Raw genomic sequence first — 23,170 nt, forward strand, 5'->3', positions numbered from 1 at the left:
TATGAAAAAAATTATTATAACAGGAGGGGCAGGTTTTATAGGTTCTCATGTAGTAAGAAGGTTTGTAAATAAATATCCAGAATATAAAATACTTAATCTAGATGCATTAACCTATGCAGGTAATTTGGAAAATCTTAAAGATGTGGAGGGAAAATCTAATTATCAATTTGTAAAGGCAGATATTATCGATCAAAATTATATAAATCAAATATTTAATGAATTTCAACCAGATGGAGTTATTCATTTAGCAGCAGAATCTCATGTAGATCGATCCATCACTTCACCTATGGAATTTGTTAAGACCAATGTACTAGGTACCGTTAATCTTTTAAATGCAGCGAATAATATTTGGAAAGGAAATTTTAAAGGTAAAAAGTTTCATCATGTATCAACTGATGAGGTATATGGGGCTTTAGGTGAAACCGGATATTTTACAGAAAAAACAAAATATGATCCACATTCGCCATATTCTGCATCTAAAGCTTCATCAGATCATTTTGTTAGAGCCTATTCAGATACTTATGGACTGCCTATATTAATTACAAATTGTTCTAATAATTATGGGCCTAATCATTTTCCTGAGAAGCTTATACCCTTGATGATTCACAATATTATTCATCAAAATCCTTTGCCTGTTTATGGTGATGGGAAATATACACGTGATTGGTTATTTGTCATTGATCATGCCATAGCTATAGATTTGGTTTTTCATGAAGGAGTAATAAATGAAAATTATAATATAGGAGGCTTTAATGAATGGAAAAACATAGATTTAGTTAAATTACTATGTAACCTAATGGACACTAAATTAAACAGACAAAAAGGAGAAAGTGAAAAATTGATTACTTTTGTAAAAGATCGTCCTGGACATGATCTTCGTTATGCAATTGATGCATCTAAAATAAATATAGAGTTGGGATGGAAACCATCTGTTACTTTTGAAGAAGGATTAGAAAAAACTATAGATTGGTATTTAGAAAATGAAGAATGGCTAAATCATGTAACCAGCGGTGAATATCAAAAATATTATCAAGAACAATATAATTATAAATAATACATTATGATAAGATCTTATATAATATTACTTTTAATTACATGTTTTACTGTTTCCTGCTCAAAAAAAGAAGAAAATAATACTAAATTGAGTATTACTCAATATCAAAAAGATAGCTTATCATTCGATTTACCCGTAGGGTGGAAAGTCAAACAAGATTATACAAATAAAACAGGTAGGTATTTAGAATTAGATAAATATTCAGATTATAAAGTCAAAAGTACTTTAGCTATAGGTATATTACATGATAATGTAATTTCAGATTCAGTTATAGCAAGTCAGATTAGACAATTACAATTTTATTATCAAAAAGTGAATTTTAAATTATTAGAACAAAATAAAAAAATTCAATTAGGTAAATATCCTGCAATAATGACATCCTATGAGGCAGATGATACTAAAAATAAAGTTTATGGTAAAATTTGTGTAATACAAAATAATAACAAAACTATATCAGTTCAGATTGTTGATAGTGAAACAAAAGAAGGTTTATCTGAATATAATACTATTTTTAATACATTTACAATACGATGAAAGGAATCATACTTGCAGGAGGGTCAGGAACAAGGCTATATCCATTAACTATTGCAGTGAGTAAACAATTAATGCCTGTTTATGATAAACCGATGATTTATTATCCGCTATCTGTACTTATGGAAGCAGATATAAAAGACATACTTATCATTACAACTCCACATGATCAAGAGAGTTTTAAAAAATTATTAGGAGATGGATCTGATTTCGGATGTAATTTATCTTTTAAAATGCAACCAGAACCTAATGGTCTAGCACAAGCATTTATAATAGGTGAAAAATTTATTGGGAATGATTCTGTAGCATTAATACTAGGAGATAATATATTTTATGGAGCTGGCTTAGGAAATTTATTAAGAGAAAAGACAGAGCCTAAAGGAGCCATAGTATTTGCATACCATGTAAATGACCCGGAAAGATATGGTGTTGTTGAATTTAATGAAGATATGAAAGCAGTTTCCATAGAAGAAAAGCCAAAAAAACCAAAATCTAATTATGCTGTTCCAGGATTATATTTTTATGATAATCAGGTGGTTAATATGTCTAAAGATTTAATTCCTTCAGAAAGGGGAGAATATGAAATTACAGATATAAATAAAAAATATTTAGAAAGACAGGAATTAGAAGTCGGAATTATGGATAGAGGAACTGCATGGTTAGATACAGGAACCTTTGATTCTTTACATGATGCTACAGAATACATTCGTGTGATAGAAAAACGGCAAGGAATTAAAATAGGATGTATAGAAGAAACAGCCTATAAAAGAGGTTTTATTACTAAAGAAAAACTGTATAAAATTGCAGATAAATATGGTAAAAGTGGCTATGGTGAATATTTAAAAGGAATCACTTATTAAAACATTAACCTTATATAGTAATGAATAATGCGCAAAATTGGACAGAAGAAATAAGCCCCAAGCATTCCTTATTTGATTTTAAATTAAAAGAAACTTGGCAATATAGGGATTTAATAATCCTTATGGTTAGAAGGAATTTTGTAGCAAATTATAAACAAACCATTTTAGGACCTTTATGGTTTTTTATAAATCCTATTTTAACCTCTTTAATTTTTACTGTAATTTTTGGAGGTATAGCTGGAATAAAAACTGATGGAATTCCTGGAATATTATTTTATTTATCAGGCTTAACCCTTTGGAATTACTTTCAAGATTGTTTAATAGGAACCTCAAATGTTTTTAGAGACAATGCCAGCATTTTTGGTAAAGTATATTTTCCAAGATTAATAATGCCTTTATCCATAGTTATAGGTAATTTATTAAAATTTGGAATTCAGTTTCTTTTATTTATAATCTTTTTGATTTATTATTTACTAAAAGGCGTAGAAATACACTGTAATATATATATGCTCTTACTTCCTTTTTTATTAATTCTTATGGCGGGAATTGGGTTGGGGCTAGGAATGATTATAAGCTCTATGACAACTAAGTATAGGGATTTATCCTATTTGTTGTCATTTGGGGTATCGTTGCTAATGTATGCAACTCCCATTATTTATCCAATGTCTATGATTTTTAAAAGAATTCCCGAAAAATTTCATTGGATAGCTATGGTAAATCCATTATCTCCTATTATAGAGGCTTTTAAATATGGGTTTTTAGGACAAGGAATTTTAAGTTGGGGAGGGTTGTTATACAGTACAATATTTACCTTTTTAAGTTTATTTTTTGGTATTTTAATTTTTAACAAAGTAGAAAGAAGTTTTATGGATACCGTATAACTTATATTTAGATAAGAAACCAAAAAGTATTTAAAAATTAATTATGTCAAATTTAGCAATAAGAGTTGAAAATTTATCCAAATTATATAGGTTAGGCCAGGTAGGCACTGGAACCTTACAACAAGATCTTAAAAGATGGTGGTGGAAAACAAGCGGAAAAGGAGATCCCTTTGCTAAGGTAGGAGAGGTTAATGACAGGACTACTAAAGGTGTTTCAGATTATGTATGGGCATTGAAAGATGTAAATTTTGAAGTAGAAAAAGGAGAGGTTTTAGGAATTATAGGAAGAAACGGAGCTGGAAAATCTACCTTATTAAAAATATTATCTAAAACTACCTCTCCTACATCTGGAAGTATAAAAATTAATGGGAGAATAGCCTCTTTGTTAGAAGTAGGAACAGGATTTCATCCTGAACTAACAGGAAGAGAAAATATATATCTTAATGGAGCTATTTTAGGAATGACTAAGAGAGAAATACGCTCTAAGTTTGATGAAATAGTAGATTTTTCCGGAGTAGAAAGATATATAGATACTCCCGTAAAAAGATATTCTTCCGGGATGTATGTTCGTTTAGCCTTTGCTGTAGCCGCACACTTAGAACCTGAAATTCTAATAGTAGATGAAGTATTGGCTGTAGGAGACGCTGAGTTTCAAAAAAAATGTTTGGGAAAAATGAAGGATGTGAGTGTAAATGATGGAAGAACCGTATTATTTGTAAGTCATAATATGGCAGCTGTTAGGGCTCTTTGTACCCAAGGTCTCGTTATGCAATATGGAACAATTGTATATAAAGGAGGAGCTATAGATTCTGTTGATTATTATCAAAAATCTTCTAACATTTCATCTTTCTTTGAACATAAAGGAGAAGTTGAAAGTGCGCCTGGTAATAATAATATAAAAATATTAAAATTTACTACTCAACCTATTAAAGGAGATTATTTGACTATTTCTTCGGGTGTTGAATTTGAATTGATATTTTATAATTCTAAACCCAATATTAATTTAGATACAACTTTTGAATTAAAAAATTCAGATGAGATAACTATCTTCCATTCAGGTGATTTAATTTCTAATAATAAAGATTCTAAAAAAGGGATATATACAGTAAAAGGAAAGATAGCGCCTAATTTATTAAATGCAGGGATATATAAATTTAATTTGATCTTTGGAGAAGATCAGAAATATCCTCTTTATATCCAAAATGAAGTTATTCAATTTGAAATATTGAATGAATCTTTAGGAAGTAATAATAATACGCTTCCGGGAGTTGTAAGACCCAATCTTAATTTTTCAAATGATTTTATGTTGCTAAAATGAAAAAAATAGAATTACCTAAAATTCAGGATTCTAGAGGGAATTTATCTTTTTTTGAATATCCTAATCAAATTCCTTTTGAAATAGAAAGGACATACTGGATATATGATGTTCCTAATGGAGAAATTAGAGGAGGACATGCATTTAAAGAACAACAAGAATTTATTTTAGCCTTATCCGGTAGCTTTGATTTAGTTTTACATGATGGTAAAAAGGAAACTATAATTTCTCTTAATAGATCACATGTTGGAATTTTTATTTCTAAGTTGGTGTGGAGAGAGATAAGAAATTTTTCTACTAATTCATTAGCTTTAGTTGTTTCTGATAAGAAATACGATGAAAATGATTATATTAGAGATTATAATAAGTTTTTAAAATTATCTAATGAAAGTATTTAATTGTGATATTATAGAATTTAAAAAAATTCATTTTGAACAAGGAAACCTTAGCGTTGTAGAGAATAAAGTGGATATACCATTTGATGTAAAAAGGATTTTTTATCTATATGATATTCCGGGTGGGGAGTCAAGAGGAGCACATGCACATAAAAGTTGTCATCAGTTATTGATAGCCGCAAGTGGGAGTTTTGAAATACTTTTAGATGATGGAAGGAATAAAAGAATAGTTCAGTTAAATAGACCATTTATTGGTTTACATATACCTCCAGGAATTTGGGCTGCTGAAATTAATTTTTCTTCTGGCTCTATTTGTTTAGTTTTAGCTTCTCATAAATTTGATGAAAATGATTATATAAGAGATTATACCGAATTTTTGAAATTAAAATATGATTAGAATACATCCTACATCAGATGTACAATCTCAAAATATAGGAGATAATACTTTAATCTGGCAGTTTTGTGTAATTTTAAAAAATGCTGTAATAGGGGAAAATTGTAATATTAATTTTAATGTATTTATAGAAAATGAGGTTATAATAGGGAATGATGTTACTATAAAGCCCGGAGTTCAAATTTGGGATGGTATAACTATTGAAGATAATGTTTTTATTGGGCCCAATGTGACTTTTACGAATGATTTAATTCCCCGGTCTAAACAATATCCGGAAAAATTTGAGAAAACTATTATAAAAAAAGGAGCATCTATTGGAGCCAATGCTACTATTATAGCAGGTCATATTATAGGGGAATATGCACTTGTTGGAGCAGGGAGTGTTGTTACCAAAGATATTCCGCCCTATACTGTTTGGTATGGTAATCCAGCTGAATTAAAAGGATATATTACTGAAGAGGGACAAATTGTTAAAGAATGAGAATAAATTATTTTTTTAAAAAACATATTATTTTCACTTTATTAGTGATTATCTTATATGCTATATTTATATTTTTTCATCAACAGAGAATACAAAAAAACGCAGGATTAGGATGGGATGGGGTATTTTATAATTCTATTTATGAAGTATTTAAAGGGGAAGGAGGTCAAACAGATAAAATATTACAAGATTTTAATTATAATACATATGATGAAATGTTTAATAAGGGAGAGCCTTTTAACCAAAGAATTGGAGTTCCTTATCTTGCATCTATTTTAAAAATGGATAAATTTTTAGCTTTTTCAGTAATTAATTTATCCGCTTTCTTTATAGGTATATTTTTATTTATCAATAAATGGAAATCTAAAATTTTTTTAGTCATAATTTTTACTTTCTATTTAATGCTAACACCTCAAATTCCTTTTCGCTTTTCGCTTTTTTATCCTATTAGTGTAGAGGGGGTCTTATTTCTCTTCCTTTTCCTTGTAATAGTGTTTTATGATAAGCCTAATGTAATATTATTTTTAACTATTTTATTTCTTCCTTTTAAGGAGGGGTGTGTATTGATAGGGATTGTCTATTTTATTTCTTTATTAATTAATAATATAGCAAAAAGAAAATTTAATATAATTTTGCTTTTATTTAAAATAACTTTTTTAGTTATTATCTACTTCTTTTATAAGAAAATATTACAATATTATTTTAATGTAGAATTAGAAAGTCATGGTATAAAAACTATCTTTTTCTGGATTAATCAAAATATTTATAATCCTATTTTTTATATTAGATTAATAGCTTGTTTTTTTGTTGTTTTTTCTGGATTTTCAATTTTTTATTTAAAAAAAATAGCAGAAAATAGAATTATAACACAAAAATTTTTGTTTATTTTTATTTTAACACCAATATTAGTTTTTTCTGGTTCAGATATTACAAGAATTCTTTGTATAATATTACCCTTTTTATTTGATGATATATTGGATTTAAATTTATCTAATCAAGATTATTTATGGCTCTTATTTTGCTTTTTATTATTTTTACCATTAAAGTTCCCATTTTTAAACTTAGAATTTAGTGATAATCAAAATATAGGAGAGGGTTTTTTTTTAACACAACCAGAATATTTAAAGGTAAGGTATAACTTGTATTATATTATTTATTCTATGATAATGATTTTAATTTTGTACTCTTCTGTATTTAATAAATATATTATTAATAATGATAAAATTCTTAGACTTACAAAAAATAAATCTTCAATGCCAGAATGAAATTGAAGATAAATTAATACAGGTTTTCCGTTCCGGGTGGTATTTATTGGGAGAAGAAGTTTCAAATTTTGAAAAAAAATTAGGCGAATATATAGAAGTGAAAAATATTATAGGGGTCTCAAATGGTTTAGATGCTTTACGTCTAATAATTAGGGGGTATAAGGAGCTAGGAGTAATGAATGAAGGTGATGAAATAATAGTGCCTGCAAATACTTATATAGCTTCTGCATTAGCTATTTCGGATAATAATTTAGTTCCGGTATTTGTAGAACCTAATGAACATACATTTAATATAGACATCTCAAAAATAGAAGAAAAGATCACACCCAAAACTAAAGCAATTATGATTGTTCATTTATATGGGCAAGTAGTGTTTTCAGAAGAACTAAAATTCTTAGCACAAAAATATAAATTAAAAATAATAGAAGATAATGCACAGGCTATAGGAGCAGAATGGCAAGGTATTAAGACAGGGAATTTAGGAAATGCTGCTGGATTTAGTTTTTATCCGGGAAAAAATTTAGGTGCATTAGGTGATGCAGGAGCAGTAAGTACAAATGATGAGGATTTAGCAGAAGTTATAAGGGCTTTGGCAAATTATGGATCACAAAAAAAATATATAAATAAGTATTGTGGATTAAACAGTCGATTAGATGAAATTCAGGCAGCAGTATTAAATATTAAACTTAAGTATATTGATAAAGAAAACCAGAAAAGAAGAAAAGTTGCGTACTATTATCTACAAAACATTAAAAATCCGAAGATACTTCTTCCTACAATAGATAATTGTAATACCAATAAAAGTCATGTTTGGCATTTATTTGTAATCCGTTCTCAAAAAAGAGATAACTTACAAAAATATTTAGACAAAAAACAAATTCAAACATTAATTCACTATCCGATACCTCCACATAAACAAGATGCTTACAAAGAATATAGAAATTTATCTTTACCGATAACAGAATGCTTAAGCAGAGAAATTCTAAGTTTGCCTATAAGTTCAGTTATAACATTACAAGAAATTGAAAAGATTGTAAATGCTTTAAATCAATTTTAATCATTTGTGATAAAAGAATTACCATTAGTTAGTATTGTTGCTATTAATTATAATAATAGTAAATATATTATAGAAACATTAGATAGCATAGCTAATCAGACCTATGAAAATATAGAATTAATTATTGTTGATGATTGTTCCACAGATAATAGTGTTGAAAAAATAGATCATTGGTTATTAAATTTTTATAAATCTTATCAATTTATAAAACATTCTATTAATCAAGGGGTTTGTAAAACTATCAATGATGGATATAAGAAAGCTAAGGGCAAATATATTACATCAATAGCTACAGATGATATAATGCTTTTAGATAAAATTCAGAAACAAGTTGAATTGTTAGAAAAAACTGGGGAAGAAGTAGGAATGCTTTATTCAGACGCATATCTTATAGGAGAAAACAATGAACCGATGGAAGGAATGTTTATTAAAAAGTATGGTTATATAAAAGATATTCCTCCATCCGGAGATTTATATAAAATACTTTTAAAGGGAAATTTTATTCCTGCTATGTCAATATTAATAAAAAAAACTGTATTTAAAGATATTGGTTATTTTGATGAAAATCTATATTATGAAGATTATGATATGTGGTTAAGAATTGCAAAAAAATATCAAATTATTTATTCAGAATTTCCATCAGTTAAATATAGGATAAGAGAAAAAGGATTAGCACTATCAACGGAAAAAGAAATTTGGAATTATAATAATTTATTAATTTATTTTAAACATAAAGATATGGAATTAGGATTTTGTAAAATAAAAGAAATTACTTATAGTTCATTTTTAGATAATCAAAAAAGTATAAAAAAATTAATAAAAAAACATATGCCAAATTTTAAATTAATAAATACAATTTGGGGAATCTATTTTTTACCACATAAAATTAAAATAAAGCTATATACAATACTAGATAATCTGAAAAAATAAAAATCACCTAATTATTTAAAATGTATATCATTAAAAAATCTCAAAATTTTTAAATATGCTTTCAATAATTATTTCTTCATATCAAGAATATTATTTTAGTTCATTATATAAAAATATAGAAGAAACTATAGGGAATATACCTTATGAAATAATAAAAATAAATAATCCAGGATTAATGGGCCTATGTCAAGCCTATAACCAAGGAGCGAAGAAAGCTCATTATAATTATTTACTTTTTATTCATGAAGATATATTATTTGTAACAATTAATTGGGGCGAAATATTAGTAAATTTGCTTAAAAATAAAGAAATTGGAGTGATAGGAATTGCTGGTTCTTCATATGTATCTAATTCACCGTCATTTTGGTGGTCATTAAAAGAAACGCGTTTTTCTAATTTAATACAATCATTTCGTGAAAATAAAAAAATTATAACTTACAAATTAGAGCCCAAGTATGGTAATAGTAAAAATGTATATTCATTAGATGGTGTTTTATTAGCTTGTAGAAAAGAGGTGTATTTAGATTTCCCATTTAACGAAAAATTAAAAGGATATCATGGATATGATTTAGATTTTTCTGTTAGAGTAGCTTCTCAATATAAAAATATTGTTACTTCAGAAATATTAATTCATCATTTTTCTGGTGGAAATTCATCACAATCTTGGTTTAGAGATCTTATTAAAGCTAGAGATAATTTTACTATACCCCAAGATCAAATTAATAATAAAAATTATGAACTCAGAAATTATTATACTTTTGTTCATCATTTATACGATTTTAAATTTCCCTTTTTTTGGTCTATAAAGAAACAATTAAAATATTTAAGTTTTAATAAATTAGGATTTAAAGGGTTTTTATTAGCTAGTCTAAAAATTATTAGATATATAATAAAATATATAAGTAATTAGTTTTTTTAATGAATAAATTAAATGCATTCCTATCTTAGACTTTGTGTATGAATTTTGTATCAATAGTGGTTCTTACCTATAATCAAGAAAATTTTATAGCAAGAAATCTTCGAGGAATTTTCAAGCAAAAAGTTAATTTTCCTATACAATTGATTTTATCAAATGATCACTCTACAGATGCTACAGATCAAGTTATTAAAGAATTAATAAAAGAGGCTCCATCCCATATACAAATATTATATACAAATCATTCAAAAAATTTAGGTTCAACTCCCAATTTTTATGATGCTTTAAAAAAAGTTACTGGTCAATATATAGCTTTTTGTGAAGGAGATGATTATTGGGTAGATGAAAATAAATTACAACAACAATATGATTTTTTAGAAAATAATGCTGAATATGCAATGTGTTTTCATCAAGTAAAAAATGAATCATCTGATCCCAATCTAAATAATACCAACTTTTCTGTTATAGAAGAAAAAGATTATACGGCATTAGAGATTTATAAACATTGGATTGTACACACCACATCTGTTTTAATTAAAACTGAAGTTTTAGAAAATAAAATAGTCAAATCCATGTATAAACATCCTGAATTACTTTATTTTGATACGGTTCTATATATGTCAGCAAGTTTACATGGGAAAATAAGAGGTTTTTCTAAAATTATGAGTGTATACACAAGACATGAAGCAGGGTTATCAAATGGAATAAATTATTCAAGAGATTTGATGCATAATATGTTAGATGAATTTATAGCGAATTTATATGGCGGAAAAATTAAAGAAACAAGTAATTGGTTAATTTTCTCAAGAAGTAGAATTGCTTTTGTTAAATTACTTCGAAAAGGTAATATGTTTTTAGCATTTAAACATTTAAAATGGATATTAAAAAAAAGAGTTAATCTTAAAATTTATATCTTAAAAAAGTTAAAATCAAAATGAAAATAGGTTTTTATAGCTCGCGACCATTAGAAGATAAAAGGAATTGGTCTGGAACTATGTTTAAAATTTACGAGCAACTTATAAAAAAGGGATACGAAATTACTTGGATTCCATTAATTGAATATACAGAAAAAGAAAATAAAATATTTAACAAAATAGAAAAAACTTATAATAAAATTTTTAATAGAGGATACAATAAACACTTATTTATTTATAAAGCTAAAATAGCGGCTAAAAGATTAAAAGAAAAAATATCTCAATTAGATATTGATATATTATTTGTGCCTACTAAATTAAATGATATTGCATACTTATCTATTAAAAAGCCTATTATATATTTAAATGATGCTAATGCAGGGCAATTATTGAACTATAATCCGTATTATTGTGGTTTTGGATTATTATCAAAAATAGAAACTAAATATATTGAGAAGTTAGCGCTAAAAAATGCAGATTTTTTAGTTTTTTCATCAGATTGGGCCTCAAATTATGCTATAGAAAAATATGGTATAAATAAAGAAAAAGTGAAAACTATAAAATTTGGAGCGAATATTGACGAACCTTCTCATATTATATATAATAAAAATTTTACGACGTTTACTTTTTTGTTTTTAGCTGTTGAATGGGAAAAAAAAGGAGGTCAACTAGCCTATGAATGTCTAAAAATTTTAAGAGATAAAAATTACCCAGTTCAAATGCTAGTGGTAGGATGCTCTCCTCCCATAGAAGAAAATTGGGTGAAAATAGTTCCGTTTTTAAATAAAAATAATCCTGAAGAATTAATAGAAATTCAAAATTACTTACAACAATCACATTTTTTATTTGTTCCAACAAGATCAGAAGCTTATGGGATTGTATTTTGTGAAGCTGCAGCCTATGGTTTGCCAATTATATCTACTAATACGGGAGGAGTTTCAGCTCCTGTAAAACATGGATACAATGGTTTTCTTTTGCCAGAAAATTCTGGTTCCAAAGATTATGCAAATCAGATAGAAATTCTACTTAAAGAACCGAGTAAAATAATTCAAATGTCAAAAAATTCAAGGTTACTTTATGAAAAAGAATTAAATTGGAAAAAATGGGGAGATGAATTTGAAAAAATCATAGAAAAAGTATCAAGTAAAAGTATTTAGCCCATTAATAGTGCATATAAAGTAATTTATGATTTATTATTTTTAACTTTATTTGAAAAAGATTTAAAGTAAAAACGTATAATTACATAAATAGAAAGGAAAAAAGGAACTTTTTTTAATTTTTCAAAAAATGATAATGAAGTATTTACATTAGAAAATTTCCAATAATTTTCTAATGTAAATAATCTTGTTTTTAAAGGAATTTTTTTATAATTTGACATTTCAGTAAAATATAAAATTGCAGTTTGAGGGCTTTTTTTCATATTTTCCCAATAATTTGATGAAATGCCATGCTCTAAATATTCACCTATGTAAAGAGGATTATTTATAAAATAGAGTTTATAAGATAGTGCAATTCTTTTCCATATTAATGATTCTGGACAAAATTTTTCATTTGTAAATTGAGGGAAAGGAAAATTTCTCATAATTTCTAATTTCATTACTTTAGCCATTTCTCCAGAAACTTTAAATTTATAGCTTAAATCAAAAGAATTGCATATGAGTTCTTTTTGAATGAAATTTTTAGTTAAAAATTCACCCGATTTTGTAACAATAGGAAAAGATAACCCAGCAATTGTGGAGTCTTTTTTAATCTTAGTATAATAATAGATAAAAAGTTCTAAAGCATTTGATATAATATAATCATCGCTATCTACAATAGAGAATAGTTCACCAGAGGCCAAAGAAGTACCTTTATTTATAGCAACATGTTTACCTTGGTTTTTTTGCCAATAGTATATTATGTCAAAATCTGCATTTTTTTTATATTCTTTTATTAATGTCTCTGTATTATCTGTAGATCCGTCATCTACAACTATCCATTCAAAGTTCCTATAAGTTTGTTTTTGTAAACTTTCAAAAACTCTATGTATACTAAAAGCTCTATTATAAGTTGGGGTGAAAATAGATATTTTTATAGAAGACATAAGTTAAATTTAGGAACAACAAAAATAGTGAAATAAATAGGATTTATTAAATTTGTAAAACAGCTTAAGCTCTGATTATTAGTCTGAAAAATTAAATAAGAATAATTTATTATATTTGTCCGCCTTCATTCAGAGAAGATAAAATAACTTTTTTTATAGTTCAAAAGTTAAAGAAATGAAATTTTTTGATTTGAATGAAATTGTTATAAATATGAAATATATAATAAGTGCTATAAAAAAGCGGGTTATAAATTCTTTCTTAGTTTTTATAGGGGAAAAAAAAGTTGTAGAGGATGCGCCTAAAAAAGTTGGAATAGTTGATCGAAAACAATTTTTCACTCACAATGAACAATCTTTTATTGATACTATTTCTATGGAATTTATATTTACTGAATTTGGGAAAAATAGAGTAAATGCAGGAGGAACAGAATTCAATAATGAGGAAAGGATAGATCCAACATTTACTTCTCTGAAAAAATATTTTCCTAAAGCAAAATATACAGTATTTACAGATTTTGATTTAAAAATAAAAGGGGTTAATATTATGAAAGTAGATTCCCCTGTTGTAGATCCTGAGAATCCAAGATTTGGATATAGAACTGGGAATTATTTTAAATTCAAAGGATTGCTAGAGTCTGAAGCAGATTTTAAATGTGCATTAGATTCTGATATGCAAATTTTGTCTTCAAAAATAATAGCGTTAATTTACATGACACAAAAATTTGGTTTTTGTGTACCTCATAATGTCAGGCAATTATTAAAAAGGGATATGGAAATTTCATTAGACTCGCAACTAATAACTGATGAAAGTCAAGGTTTAGGATATTCTTATAATCAAAGCCCTATGACTCTATGGAAAGGTGATAAAAGGGGGGGGATATATTACAAAGCATGTAAAGAAATCATGAAAAATGAACCATCTCGTGGGTCTTTAGTTATGTGGAAAGCAGCGTGGAAAACCGGGGTATATCCGTATGTATTACCAAAACAATGGTGTGTTTGTAGTGGAGATGAAGGAGTAGGGGATGAAGTGATATTGCATATAGGGCATAACTCAGTTGCAAATTATTATAATATTAAATAGAAATATTAAATTATTATGGTTTTAAAACCAAAAATTCTTTTTATTGTAGATAGACCTCTTTGGGCTTATCATTATATGGTAATGACTTGGGAAGAATTAATAAGAAAAGAATATGATTGTTACGTATGCTATCAGGAAGATTATTTATTAAGGAAATTAGATAACTATAAACCGTATTCTATAAAAAATAAATATATTTATAATTTAATTAGTATAATAAGGTTATATACTTCAAAATTAATAAGAAAACGAAAGCCTATCTACTTTATACATAATTCATGTAGATATTCATATCCTGTATATCCGATAAATGAAGTGTTTGATATGAAAAATAATGAGAAAGTTTTAATGAAAAACTTTGATTATATAGTAAATATGGCGTTTTATTTTCCATATACTGCAAAAATTCCTTTTATAGGGGAAAAAAATCTTATTGGAATTTTTACAGATTCTTTTCCTCATGAGGGTCCTACCATGGATATTAAAAATAATATTGATAGAACAAAACTGAACATTGAAGAATTTTATACCCAATATTTAAAAAAGTATAATAGTATTATAGTAGGAGGAGGTAGTTTGTACAATAGGTATAAAAAATTCACCAATAAAATTCACTTTGTTTATGGAATTTATGGGCAGGCAAATTTTATAGAAAATAATGCTGTAGGAGAAAAAGAAGAATTAATTATTGGATGGACAGGTTCTCCTAAAAGAGAAATGAAAGGTTTTGAAAATATTATTATGCCGGCAATTGATAATGTATGTAAAACCGGAAGAAAAGTTAAATTAAAAACCAAATTTTCTGGGGAATATAGTGAATTGTATGATTTTTATAAAAATATAGATTTAATTGTCATAGCATCAAGTGCAGATTCAGGTCCCTCACTTTTCGCAGAAGCAGCACTTTCTAATGTGCCATGCATTTCAACTAAAGTAGGGTTACCATTAACTGTAATTAAAGATGGTATAAATGGTATGTTTATTTCCCGAGATATCAAAAGTTTAGAAGTGGCAATTATTAAATTATATGATAATAGAGAATTATTAAAAAAATTTTCAGTGAATATAAAGAAAGATTATTTACAAATCATGGATAATAGTATAACTGTTAATTATTTTTTACAAGCATTAGAAGATTAATTTTTATTTATAAAAGTAGTATAATTTTAATAGAAAATGATAATAGGTCGGGGGCTAATAGCTAATATCTTTAAAGATATAAATAAAGAAGATATTATTTTTTTTGCTTCAGGAGTATCCAATTCTTTGGAAACAGATGCCAATCAGTTTAGAAGAGAAAGAGATCTAATAGAAAAAACAATAGAAGAAAATCCTACTAAAAAATTTGTTTATTTTAGTACTTGTAGCATTTATGACTCTTCAAAATATGCTAGCGCTTATGTATTACATAAATTAGATATGGAAAATCTGATAGAAAAAATCGCACAAAATTTTTTGATCTGTAGGGTAAGTAATGCAGTAGGCAATGGAGGAAATTCTAATTTATTAATAAATTATCTAGTAAATAATATCAAAGAAAATAATCCTATTTTAGTTCACCAAAAAGCAACAAGAAATTTAATAGATGTAGAAGATGTAGGCAACATTACATTAAGATTATTAGATGAAAAAATAAATACGATTCAAAACATAGCATACATTGATAATTTTTCTGTATTGGAAATTGTATTTGCTTTAGAAAAATATCTATCAAAATCAGCAATCATTAAATTATTAAATAAAGGAGAGAGTTATACTATTGATACAAGTTATATTGTAGATTATTTTAAAAAGAATAATAAAATGATCAAAATGGAATATTTGAATACCCTTTTAAAAAGATACTATAAAATTTAAATTATTTACTTTCTAAATTTATGTTAATTAAAATTTTATTTCATTATTTTCAAATAAGTAATAGTATTTTAATTACTTTAAGGTAATTAAATTTTATTTATCAAAAATTGAATAAAAAATCTCAAAATTTTGTTTATTTAAAAAACCGAACAATAAAAAATAAATACCAATTAAAATAAGTATTTTATCTTTATATAGTTTATATGTTTTTAAATTATTAATGGTATAAATTATGGTAATATAAAATGAAATAATACTTGGAAAAAGTAATCTAGGACGAAGAGTATCTAATTTGGTATTAAAGTAAGAAATTACCATAAAAATAAAAAATATGCTGCTAATAAATAATATTTGAATAATTTCAATTTTTTTTAAACTTTTTGCTTTAAAAAATAGATATAACCAAAAAATAAAAAATATGATTGAAAATATCGCTGCTAAATTATAGTTAATTTTTATATTAAATAGATCTCTTCCAAAAAATGGATTTAAACTATACAAGGATTGATAGAAACTTAAAATAATATTCATTTTATTTCTAATAGGAGCAACTCTTTCAGCACCTGTTAAATATCCGGTTGATAAAAAATTGATAAATAGGTATATAGAAATAAATATGGAAGAAAATAATAAGCAATAAAATAAATCAGTAGCAATTTTACTTTTCTTTTTATAAAGTAAATATAAAATGAACATAGAATTTGCAAACATAAATGAAATGCAGGAATATTTTGTAAGAAGTAAAAGAAATAACAGAATAGAATTATAAATGATAAATTTACAGGGAATTATTTTTTTATTTATGAATAATATAATTTAAATAAAAATACACTATTAAAATGGGTAATAGTATTGTCTCAGACCAGCTCATAGGCATTATCATTAAACAAATAGGAGAAAGTAAAAGTATCCAAATTTCTTTCCAGAAAAAATTTACTTTTTTAGTGAAATATAAAATAAATAAAATTGATATTATTGATAGAATTTTAGAAGAAATAAAATAATCATTGGTAAATAGATTTGTAACTCTTAATAAAAATGGATATAAAATAGGGAAATAGCTACTTTTGATTTTTGGTAGTGATGCTGCTAATTTAAAATATGAAAAAGAATCTGTGGTTGCAGTACCTTCATAATAGAAATAACGGAATATTATATTGGATATTAAAAATATAGGGATAGACCAATAAAAATATTTAGGAAATAAATTCTTATTTTCATCTGAAATTTTATGAATTTTCATTATTTATGTAGTTAGTTAAAAATTGATTTTAAATTAATTATTATCTTTCAAACCTCCACTTAAACAATTTATAGCCTATAGAAACAGGGAGATTTTGAAATAAGTTTTTCTTTTTATGATTTATAGAATAAAAAAAGGAAAAATAATCGAGTATGGATAAAGAAGGAGCTTTTTGTAAACGTTTGTAATTTTGTTTCCAGTAAATAGAATCATCTTTCATGAATTTCCATTGCATAGTAAGCGTAGTTTCTTTAAATATAATGAGGTGTTTGAGAATATGCTTTTTTTTAATTGAAGAAACCTCATTATAAGCTTTTGAGAAGTACTCTACTATTGCTTGATGATTTTCAAAATTTCTTTTGGTTTTATTAAAAATAATAGATTCACCATGTAAGTAATATAAATAAGTGGGTTTATGCAGAAAAGCAATACTATCTAACTTTAAAGCAGTTTGAAATGACCATAACTCATCTTGCGAATATAAACCTTTAACAAAATATATCTTATTATGCCTAAAAAAATTAACTCTTAAAAGCTTATTACAAGCACTTACGGGCCAGGTTCCATTACAAAAATGTTCAAAAACAATATCATTTTCTTTTAGAGATTTAAGTGAATGATTAAAAGGAAAAATTTTATATTCAATATTTTTAAATGTGTTTTTAGCTATCATTTCCCCTACAGCAATACTAGAATGAGTTTCTGAAATTAATCGATATAATTCCTCAATACAATCAGGAACAATTTCATCATCTCCATCAAGGAAAAATAGATATTCTCCTTTAGCATGATCTATACCTGTATTTCTTACTATAGAAAGACCTTGATTAGATTTATGTTCAATAATACGTATTTTTTCTGGGTACTCAGATTGAATCCTTTTAATAACATCAGAACTATGATCATTCCCTTTATCATCAACTAATAATATTTCAATATTAGGATACGTTTGCTTTAATACGGAATTAATGCTACGTTCAATATATTTTTCACAATTATAAACGGGGATAGAAACAGTAACTAAAGGATAGACCATGGTAATAGTTATAATCGGGAATCTACTAGATTTCGATCAAGATAAGATTTACAATCATAAATTACAGAATTTTCCTTACAATATTTCTTAATATCTAAATTTTTGAATTCCTGATGAGGCACTGCAAGAATTATAGTGTCAAATTTTTCAGAAGAAGGAAGTTCATTAAATATATCCAATCCATATTCATGTTTAACCTCTTTTGGATTAGCTAGAGGATCACATATTGATATGTTTAGATCGTATTCTTTTAAACATTTTACAATATCAACCACTTTGGTATTTCTTACATCCGGACAATTCTCTTTAAAGGTAATACCTAAAATTAAGATAGAAGAATGATTGATAATAATATTTTTTTTAATCATTAATTTAATGACTTCTGAAGCGATATAAGCAGGCATCGAATCATTTAAACGTCTTCCTGCAAGTATAATTTCAGAATGATAACCTATTTCCATAGCCTTTTGAGCTAAATAGTATGGATCAACACCAATACAATGACCACCTACAAGTCCGGGTTTAAAAGGTAAGAAATTCCATTTTGTACTGGCAGCTTCAAGAACTTCAGTTGTATCTACTCCTAATAAATTAAATATTTTTGCCAATTCATTTACAAAAGCAATATTTATATCTCTTTGGGAATTTTCAATAACCTTAGCAGATTCTGCTACCTTGATACTACTTGTTTTATAAGTTCCTGCTGTAATAATAGAAGCATATAAGTTATTTACAAAATCTGCAACTTCGGCATTAGAACCTGAAGTTACTTTTTTTATATGTGTTAGCGTATTAACTTTATCACCAGGATTAATTCTTTCAGGAGAATACCCTGCAAAAAAATCCAAATTATATTTTAATCCCGATACTTTTTCAATAATAGGAACACATTCTTCTTCCGTACATCCTGGATAAGTTGTAGATTCATAAATAACAATATCTCCTTTTTTAATAACTTTTCCTACAGTAGTACTGGCAGAAATTAAAGGAGTTAGATCTGGCCTATTAGATGAATCTACAGGAGTAGGCACTGTTACAATATAAACAGTAGAATTTTTAATATTTTCTATATCCTGAGTGGGATAAAAACCTTTTTTATTATCTAAACAATTTGCAGAATCAACTATGACATTTGATATTTCTTCCTCAGAAACTTCTAATGTAATATCTTTAGAACTTCTTAATTGAGAAATTCTTTCAGATGAAATATCAAAACCAACCACTCTATATTTTTTAGCAAATTCTAAAGCTAGAGGTAGACCTACATACCCTAGTCCTATAATACTAATTTTTAGATTTTCAGTAAAAAAATTCATAGCTTATAAGTTAAATGGAATAGAATTCTTTATACCAGTCAATAAAATTTTTGATGCCTTCTCTCACAGATGTTTGAGGTTGATAATTTAAGTTTTCAATAAGATCTGTAACATCTGCATAAGTAGCCGGAACATCACCCGGTTGAATAGGAAGTAAATTTATTTTAGCTTTTTTTCCTAATTCTTCTTCTATGGTTTCAACAAAAGACATAAGTTCAACGGGTTTACTATTTCCTATATTGTATATTTTATAAGGTGCAGATGAAGAGGAAGGATCAGGATTTTTAGGATCCCAATTTTTATTTCCTTCCGGAGGGTTATCATGAACTTTTACGATTCCCTGAATAATATCGGAAATGTAAGTAAAATCACGCATCATCTTTCCATAGTTATAAACATCGATGGGTTTATTTTCAAGTATAGCTTTAGTGAAAATAAATAATGCCATATCGGGTCTACCCCAAGGTCCATATACAGTAAAAAAGCGTAATCCGGTAGTAGGTATTTTGAATAAGTGGCTATAAGTATGGGCCATTAATTCATTGCTTTTTTTGCTTGAAGCATATAAACTTACAGGATGGTCAACATTATCTTTTGTAGAAAATGGTTGTTTTTCATTTAGTCCATATACACTGGAACTACTGGCATAAGTTAAATGTTTAATAGAGTAATTCCTACAACATTCTAAAATATTAAGAAAACCAATAATATTAGAATCTATGTAAGCTTGTGGGTTTACTAAAGAATATCTTACTCCTGCCTGAGCAGCAAGATTAATTACTTTATCAAATTTTTCCCTTTCAAATAGTTTTTCAATATTATCTTTATCTTCCAAATTTAATTTAATAAAAGAAAGATTCGGGTATTTAGAACTTTTAACTAGTTGATTATATTCTATAGCTGATTTTTCAAAGCCACAATTTTTTAATCTGCCATACTTTACACTAACGTCATAATAATCATTAATGCTATCCAAACCTATTATTTGATCTTTTCTTTGAACTAATGATTCAACTAAATGGTAACCAATAAATCCGGCGTTTCCTGTAATAAGGATTTTCATGGAATATATAATTATGTGAATGAAAATTCAAAGGTACGATTTTACAATGATTTTTTAATAAAAAAGAATATTGCTCAATTAAATATTTATTATTTTTGAGTGATAAAAAATTAGTTATATAAAGTATTTATGAAAAAAATTAATTATATATTTTTTATTAGTTTTCTATTGTTGTTGGTAATAAGTTGCAAAACAGCTGTATTAAATGAAGATTATCAGTTATATCCTAATAAAGAAATAAATGATTCTATAAAACCGGATTCTCTTTATATAAAAATTATTTCTCCTTATAAACAACAATTAGATTCTATTATGAGTCAGCCCATAAGCTATGCTAATGTAGACTTTACAAAAGAAGGATTTTCTAGTAATGAAGGAAATTTATTAGCAGATTTAGTCCTAGATTTTTCAAAAAAATATACTAAAGAAAATAAATTGCCTATGCCGGATTTTTGCTTATTAAATATTGGTGGAATTAGGACAATTATCCCCAAAGGAGTGATTACAGTAGGGAATATTTATGAAGTAGCACCTTTTGAAAATGAATTGGTTTTTATACAATTAGATGGGACTCAAATGAGTGAAATGTTTGAATATTTAAGAAAAGAAAAGTTAGGGCATCCCCTAGCAGGTATAAATGTAGTATATAAAAAAGATAAATTTTTTTCAGCAGAAATAGAAGGAGTTCCCTACAATAAAAATAAAAAATATTGGGTAGTAACCTTGGATTACTTACTAACCGGAGGAGACCGTATGTATTTTTTTACAAAATCGGATCAGGTTACACTTCCCCATATAAAATTAAGAGAAGTTTTATTGGAACAAATAAAAAAATATAAAATCCTTCCCGAAAGTAAAGATCAACGCTTAATATTTCAAGAGTAGGAAAATGAAAAGAAGAAATTTTATAAAAACAACAGGTTTAGCTGGAATAGCATTAAGTGTACCCAATATTAATTTAGCTTCTACTATTTTAGGAACGAATAAGAAGTTAACAATTTTACATACTAATGATCAACATAGTAGAATAGAACCTTTTCCTGAATCTTATGCAAAAAACCCGAACCAAGGTGGTTTTGCCAGAAGAGCAATGCTTATTAATAAAATAAGAAAAGAAGAATCTAATGTATTATTATTAGACTCGGGAGATATTTTTCAGGGAACTCCTTATTTTAATTTTTTTGGAGGAGAATTGGAGCTTAAATTAATGTCTAAAATGGAGTATGAGGCATCAACTATAGGAAATCATGAATTTGATAATGGTTTAGAAGGTTTAAAAAAACAATTACCAAAAGCTAAATTTGATTTTTTATGTTCCAATTATGATTTTTCTAATACACTATTAGAAGGTTTAACAAAAGATCATAAAATAATAGTTAAAGATGGAATAAAAATAGGTTTATTCGGTTTAGGAGTAGAACTAAAAGGGTTAGTAGAAAAAAGAAATTATTTAGAAACTAAATATTTAGACCCTATAGAAATAGCTCAGGATAAGGCTAATATGTTAAAAAAAGAAAAAAAATGTGACATAGTAATTTGTTTATCTCATATAGGGTACAAATACCCCCATGACCCTCAAAAAGTTTGTGATATTAAGTTATGTAATCAAACTTCTAATATAGATCTTATTTTAGGAGGACATACACATACATTTTTTAAAGAACCGGAAAGATATATAAACAAAGAGGGAAAAGAAGTAATTTTAAATCAGGTAGGCTGGGCCGGATTATTATTGGGAAGAATAGATTTTTTATTTACACCAGAGAATAATATAAAAGAAATAGCATATCAGACATTACCTATAAACAATCAAATATTGGTGTAATTTCGGGCTCCAAACAGTTTAGTTCCTATTCGCACCATGTTACTTCCACATTCAATGGCTATTGGATAATCATTAGACATTCCCATGGAAAGCGTATCTAAATTATGCTCCTCTTTATGTTGTAAATAAAAACTAGAAAGAGAAGAAAATTCATTTTTAATTTGTTCTTTATTATCAGAGAAAGAAGCCATTCCCATAAATCCTTTAATTTTTATATTAGGGAATTTTCCACTTTTAACTTCAGATAAAATAAAGGAAGCGTCTTCGAAAGATAATCCGTATTTAGTATCCTCCACTGCAATTTTTATTTCTAGTAATATGGAGATCGTTCGGTTGTTTTTTTCAGCTTCTTTTTGAATTACTTTTAATAAATCTAAACTATCAACAGAGTGAATCATATATATAAAAGGGACAATATATTTCACTTTATTTTTTTGTAAATGACCAATAAGGTGCCATTGAATATCTTTAGGCAAAACCTCTTGCTTTTGTAATAGCTCTTGTACTTTGTTTTCTCCAAAATTTCTTTGTCCCGCGTTATATAGCTCTAATATTTCATTAACGGATCTTGTTTTGGAAACGGCTACTAAAGTTACTCCAATTGGAAGTGTTTTTAACGTTAAATCTAAAGAATTAGTTAAAGGCATCAGATAATTTATTTTATAAGTTT

General features: G+C 26.5%; 25 protein-coding genes. 19 read left to right on the forward strand and 6 right to left on the reverse strand.

What is annotated here, in order from left to right; genetic code table 11:
* Position 1: 1 nt before the first annotated feature.
* From rfbB to C4S77_RS06390, 14 genes are read left to right on the forward strand one after another with little or no spacing between them, the layout of a single operon-like run.
* The gene (gene rfbB, locus C4S77_RS06325) at positions 2-1,054 is read left to right on the forward strand and encodes a dTDP-glucose 4,6-dehydratase (protein ID WP_105194587.1); all 1,053 of its coding nucleotides are present in this window, start codon (positions 2-4) and stop codon (positions 1,052-1,054) included.
* 6 nt (positions 1,055-1,060) lie between these two features.
* Complete coding sequence (locus tag C4S77_RS06330; protein ID WP_105246849.1) at positions 1,061-1,588, forward strand: hypothetical protein; 528 nt, start codon at positions 1,061-1,063, stop codon at positions 1,586-1,588.
* Positions 1,585-2,445 carry a glucose-1-phosphate thymidylyltransferase RfbA gene (gene rfbA, locus C4S77_RS06335; RefSeq protein WP_105246850.1) on the forward strand — a complete coding sequence of 287 codons (861 nt, stop codon included), beginning with the start codon at positions 1,585-1,587 and terminating at the stop codon, positions 2,443-2,445. The genes C4S77_RS06330 and rfbA overlap by 4 nt, the downstream gene beginning before the upstream one ends.
* Positions 2,446-2,465: 20 nt before the next feature.
* Positions 2,466-3,326: an ABC transporter permease gene (locus C4S77_RS06340; RefSeq protein ID WP_105194590.1), complete on the forward strand. Its 861-nt coding sequence runs from the start codon at positions 2,466-2,468 to the stop codon at positions 3,324-3,326.
* A gap of 43 nt (positions 3,327-3,369) precedes the next feature.
* Positions 3,370-4,644, forward strand: coding sequence for an ABC transporter ATP-binding protein (locus C4S77_RS06345; protein WP_105246851.1), 1,275 nt, complete (start codon positions 3,370-3,372; stop codon positions 4,642-4,644).
* A complete protein-coding gene (locus C4S77_RS06350; protein WP_105246852.1) occupies positions 4,641-5,039 on the forward strand; it encodes a sugar 3,4-ketoisomerase in 399 nt (132 codons plus the stop codon). Before C4S77_RS06345 ends, C4S77_RS06350 begins: the two co-directional genes overlap by 4 nt.
* Positions 5,026-5,433 (forward strand): sugar 3,4-ketoisomerase, encoded by a 408-nt coding sequence (locus C4S77_RS06355; RefSeq protein ID WP_105246853.1) that lies wholly within the window; start codon positions 5,026-5,028, stop codon positions 5,431-5,433. The genes C4S77_RS06350 and C4S77_RS06355 overlap by 14 nt, the downstream gene beginning before the upstream one ends.
* On the forward strand, positions 5,426-5,911 hold the full coding sequence (locus tag C4S77_RS06360; protein ID WP_105246854.1) for an acyltransferase: 486 nt from the start codon (positions 5,426-5,428) through the stop codon (positions 5,909-5,911). Before C4S77_RS06355 ends, C4S77_RS06360 begins: the two co-directional genes overlap by 8 nt.
* Positions 5,908-7,176: a hypothetical protein gene (locus C4S77_RS06365; protein WP_105246855.1), complete on the forward strand. Its 1,269-nt coding sequence runs from the start codon at positions 5,908-5,910 to the stop codon at positions 7,174-7,176. The genes C4S77_RS06360 and C4S77_RS06365 overlap by 4 nt, the downstream gene beginning before the upstream one ends.
* Complete coding sequence (locus C4S77_RS06370) at positions 7,127-8,233, forward strand: DegT/DnrJ/EryC1/StrS family aminotransferase (protein ID WP_105246856.1); 1,107 nt, start codon at positions 7,127-7,129, stop codon at positions 8,231-8,233. The genes C4S77_RS06365 and C4S77_RS06370 overlap by 50 nt, the downstream gene beginning before the upstream one ends.
* A gap of 6 nt (positions 8,234-8,239) precedes the next feature.
* Positions 8,240-9,163 (forward strand): glycosyltransferase, encoded by a 924-nt coding sequence (locus C4S77_RS06375; RefSeq protein WP_105246857.1) that lies wholly within the window; start codon positions 8,240-8,242, stop codon positions 9,161-9,163.
* Between the two features lie 55 nt (positions 9,164-9,218).
* On the forward strand, positions 9,219-10,073 hold the full coding sequence (locus C4S77_RS06380) for a glycosyltransferase (RefSeq protein ID WP_105246858.1): 855 nt from the start codon (positions 9,219-9,221) through the stop codon (positions 10,071-10,073).
* 47 nt (positions 10,074-10,120) lie between these two features.
* Positions 10,121-11,017, forward strand: coding sequence for a glycosyltransferase (locus C4S77_RS06385; RefSeq protein WP_105246859.1), 897 nt, complete (start codon positions 10,121-10,123; stop codon positions 11,015-11,017).
* Complete coding sequence (locus tag C4S77_RS06390) at positions 11,014-12,150, forward strand: glycosyltransferase family 4 protein (protein ID WP_105246860.1); 1,137 nt, start codon at positions 11,014-11,016, stop codon at positions 12,148-12,150. The genes C4S77_RS06385 and C4S77_RS06390 overlap by 4 nt, the downstream gene beginning before the upstream one ends.
* Positions 12,151-12,176: 26 nt before the next feature.
* On the opposite strand, the gene C4S77_RS06395 is transcribed toward C4S77_RS06390, so the two are convergent.
* On the reverse strand, positions 12,177-13,076 hold the full coding sequence (locus C4S77_RS06395) for a glycosyltransferase family 2 protein (RefSeq protein WP_105246861.1): 900 nt from the start codon (positions 13,074-13,076) through the stop codon (positions 12,177-12,179).
* 175 nt (positions 13,077-13,251) lie between these two features.
* Here C4S77_RS06395 and C4S77_RS06400 point away from each other — a divergent pair, with 175 nt between their 5' ends.
* Genes C4S77_RS06400 through C4S77_RS06410 form a run of 3 tightly spaced genes read left to right on the forward strand, consistent with a single transcriptional unit; the run spans position 13,252 to position 16,017 of the window.
* The gene (locus C4S77_RS06400; RefSeq protein ID WP_260209529.1) at positions 13,252-14,160 is read left to right on the forward strand and encodes a hypothetical protein; all 909 of its coding nucleotides are present in this window, start codon (positions 13,252-13,254) and stop codon (positions 14,158-14,160) included.
* 15 nt (positions 14,161-14,175) lie between these two features.
* Entirely contained in the window at positions 14,176-15,300 is a 1,125-nt protein-coding gene (locus C4S77_RS06405) for a glycosyltransferase (protein WP_105246862.1), read from the forward strand.
* A gap of 36 nt (positions 15,301-15,336) precedes the next feature.
* Complete coding sequence (locus C4S77_RS06410) at positions 15,337-16,017, forward strand: NAD-dependent epimerase/dehydratase family protein (RefSeq protein ID WP_105246863.1); 681 nt, start codon at positions 15,337-15,339, stop codon at positions 16,015-16,017.
* Positions 16,018-16,813: 796 nt separating this feature from the next.
* Here the strand turns inward: C4S77_RS06410 and C4S77_RS06420 are convergent.
* From C4S77_RS06420 to C4S77_RS06435, 4 genes are read right to left on the reverse strand one after another with little or no spacing between them, the layout of a single operon-like run.
* Complete coding sequence (locus tag C4S77_RS06420) at positions 16,814-17,260, reverse strand: hypothetical protein (protein WP_105246865.1); 447 nt, start codon at positions 17,258-17,260, stop codon at positions 16,814-16,816.
* Between the two features lie 40 nt (positions 17,261-17,300).
* Positions 17,301-18,296 carry a glycosyltransferase family 2 protein gene (locus tag C4S77_RS06425; protein ID WP_105246866.1) on the reverse strand — a complete coding sequence of 332 codons (996 nt, stop codon included), beginning with the start codon at positions 18,294-18,296 and terminating at the stop codon, positions 17,301-17,303.
* An 8-nt stretch (positions 18,297-18,304) separates the two neighbouring features.
* A complete protein-coding gene (locus C4S77_RS06430; RefSeq protein ID WP_105246867.1) occupies positions 18,305-19,612 on the reverse strand; it encodes a nucleotide sugar dehydrogenase in 1,308 nt (435 codons plus the stop codon).
* 10 nt (positions 19,613-19,622) lie between these two features.
* On the reverse strand, positions 19,623-20,675 hold the full coding sequence (locus C4S77_RS06435) for an NAD-dependent epimerase (RefSeq protein WP_105246868.1): 1,053 nt from the start codon (positions 20,673-20,675) through the stop codon (positions 19,623-19,625).
* A 129-nt stretch (positions 20,676-20,804) separates the two neighbouring features.
* Between C4S77_RS06435 and C4S77_RS06440 the strand changes: the two genes are divergently transcribed.
* On the forward strand, positions 20,805-21,560 hold the full coding sequence (locus C4S77_RS06440) for a 5'-nucleotidase C-terminal domain-containing protein (RefSeq protein ID WP_105246869.1): 756 nt from the start codon (positions 20,805-20,807) through the stop codon (positions 21,558-21,560).
* Between the two features lie 4 nt (positions 21,561-21,564).
* The gene (locus C4S77_RS06445) at positions 21,565-22,500 is read left to right on the forward strand and encodes a bifunctional metallophosphatase/5'-nucleotidase (protein ID WP_105246870.1); all 936 of its coding nucleotides are present in this window, start codon (positions 21,565-21,567) and stop codon (positions 22,498-22,500) included.
* On the opposite strand, the gene C4S77_RS06450 is transcribed toward C4S77_RS06445, so the two are convergent.
* Positions 22,485-23,147, reverse strand: a complete 663-nt coding sequence (locus C4S77_RS06450; RefSeq protein WP_105246871.1) for a YggS family pyridoxal phosphate-dependent enzyme — start codon at positions 23,145-23,147, stop codon at positions 22,485-22,487. The two genes, C4S77_RS06445 and C4S77_RS06450, sit on opposite strands and share 16 nt — an antisense overlap.
* Positions 23,148-23,170: the final 23 nt, after the last annotated feature.

The sequence above is a fragment of the Apibacter adventoris genome, from assembly GCF_002964975.1.
Taxonomy (GTDB): Bacteria; Bacteroidota; Bacteroidia; order Flavobacteriales; family Weeksellaceae; genus Apibacter; species Apibacter adventoris.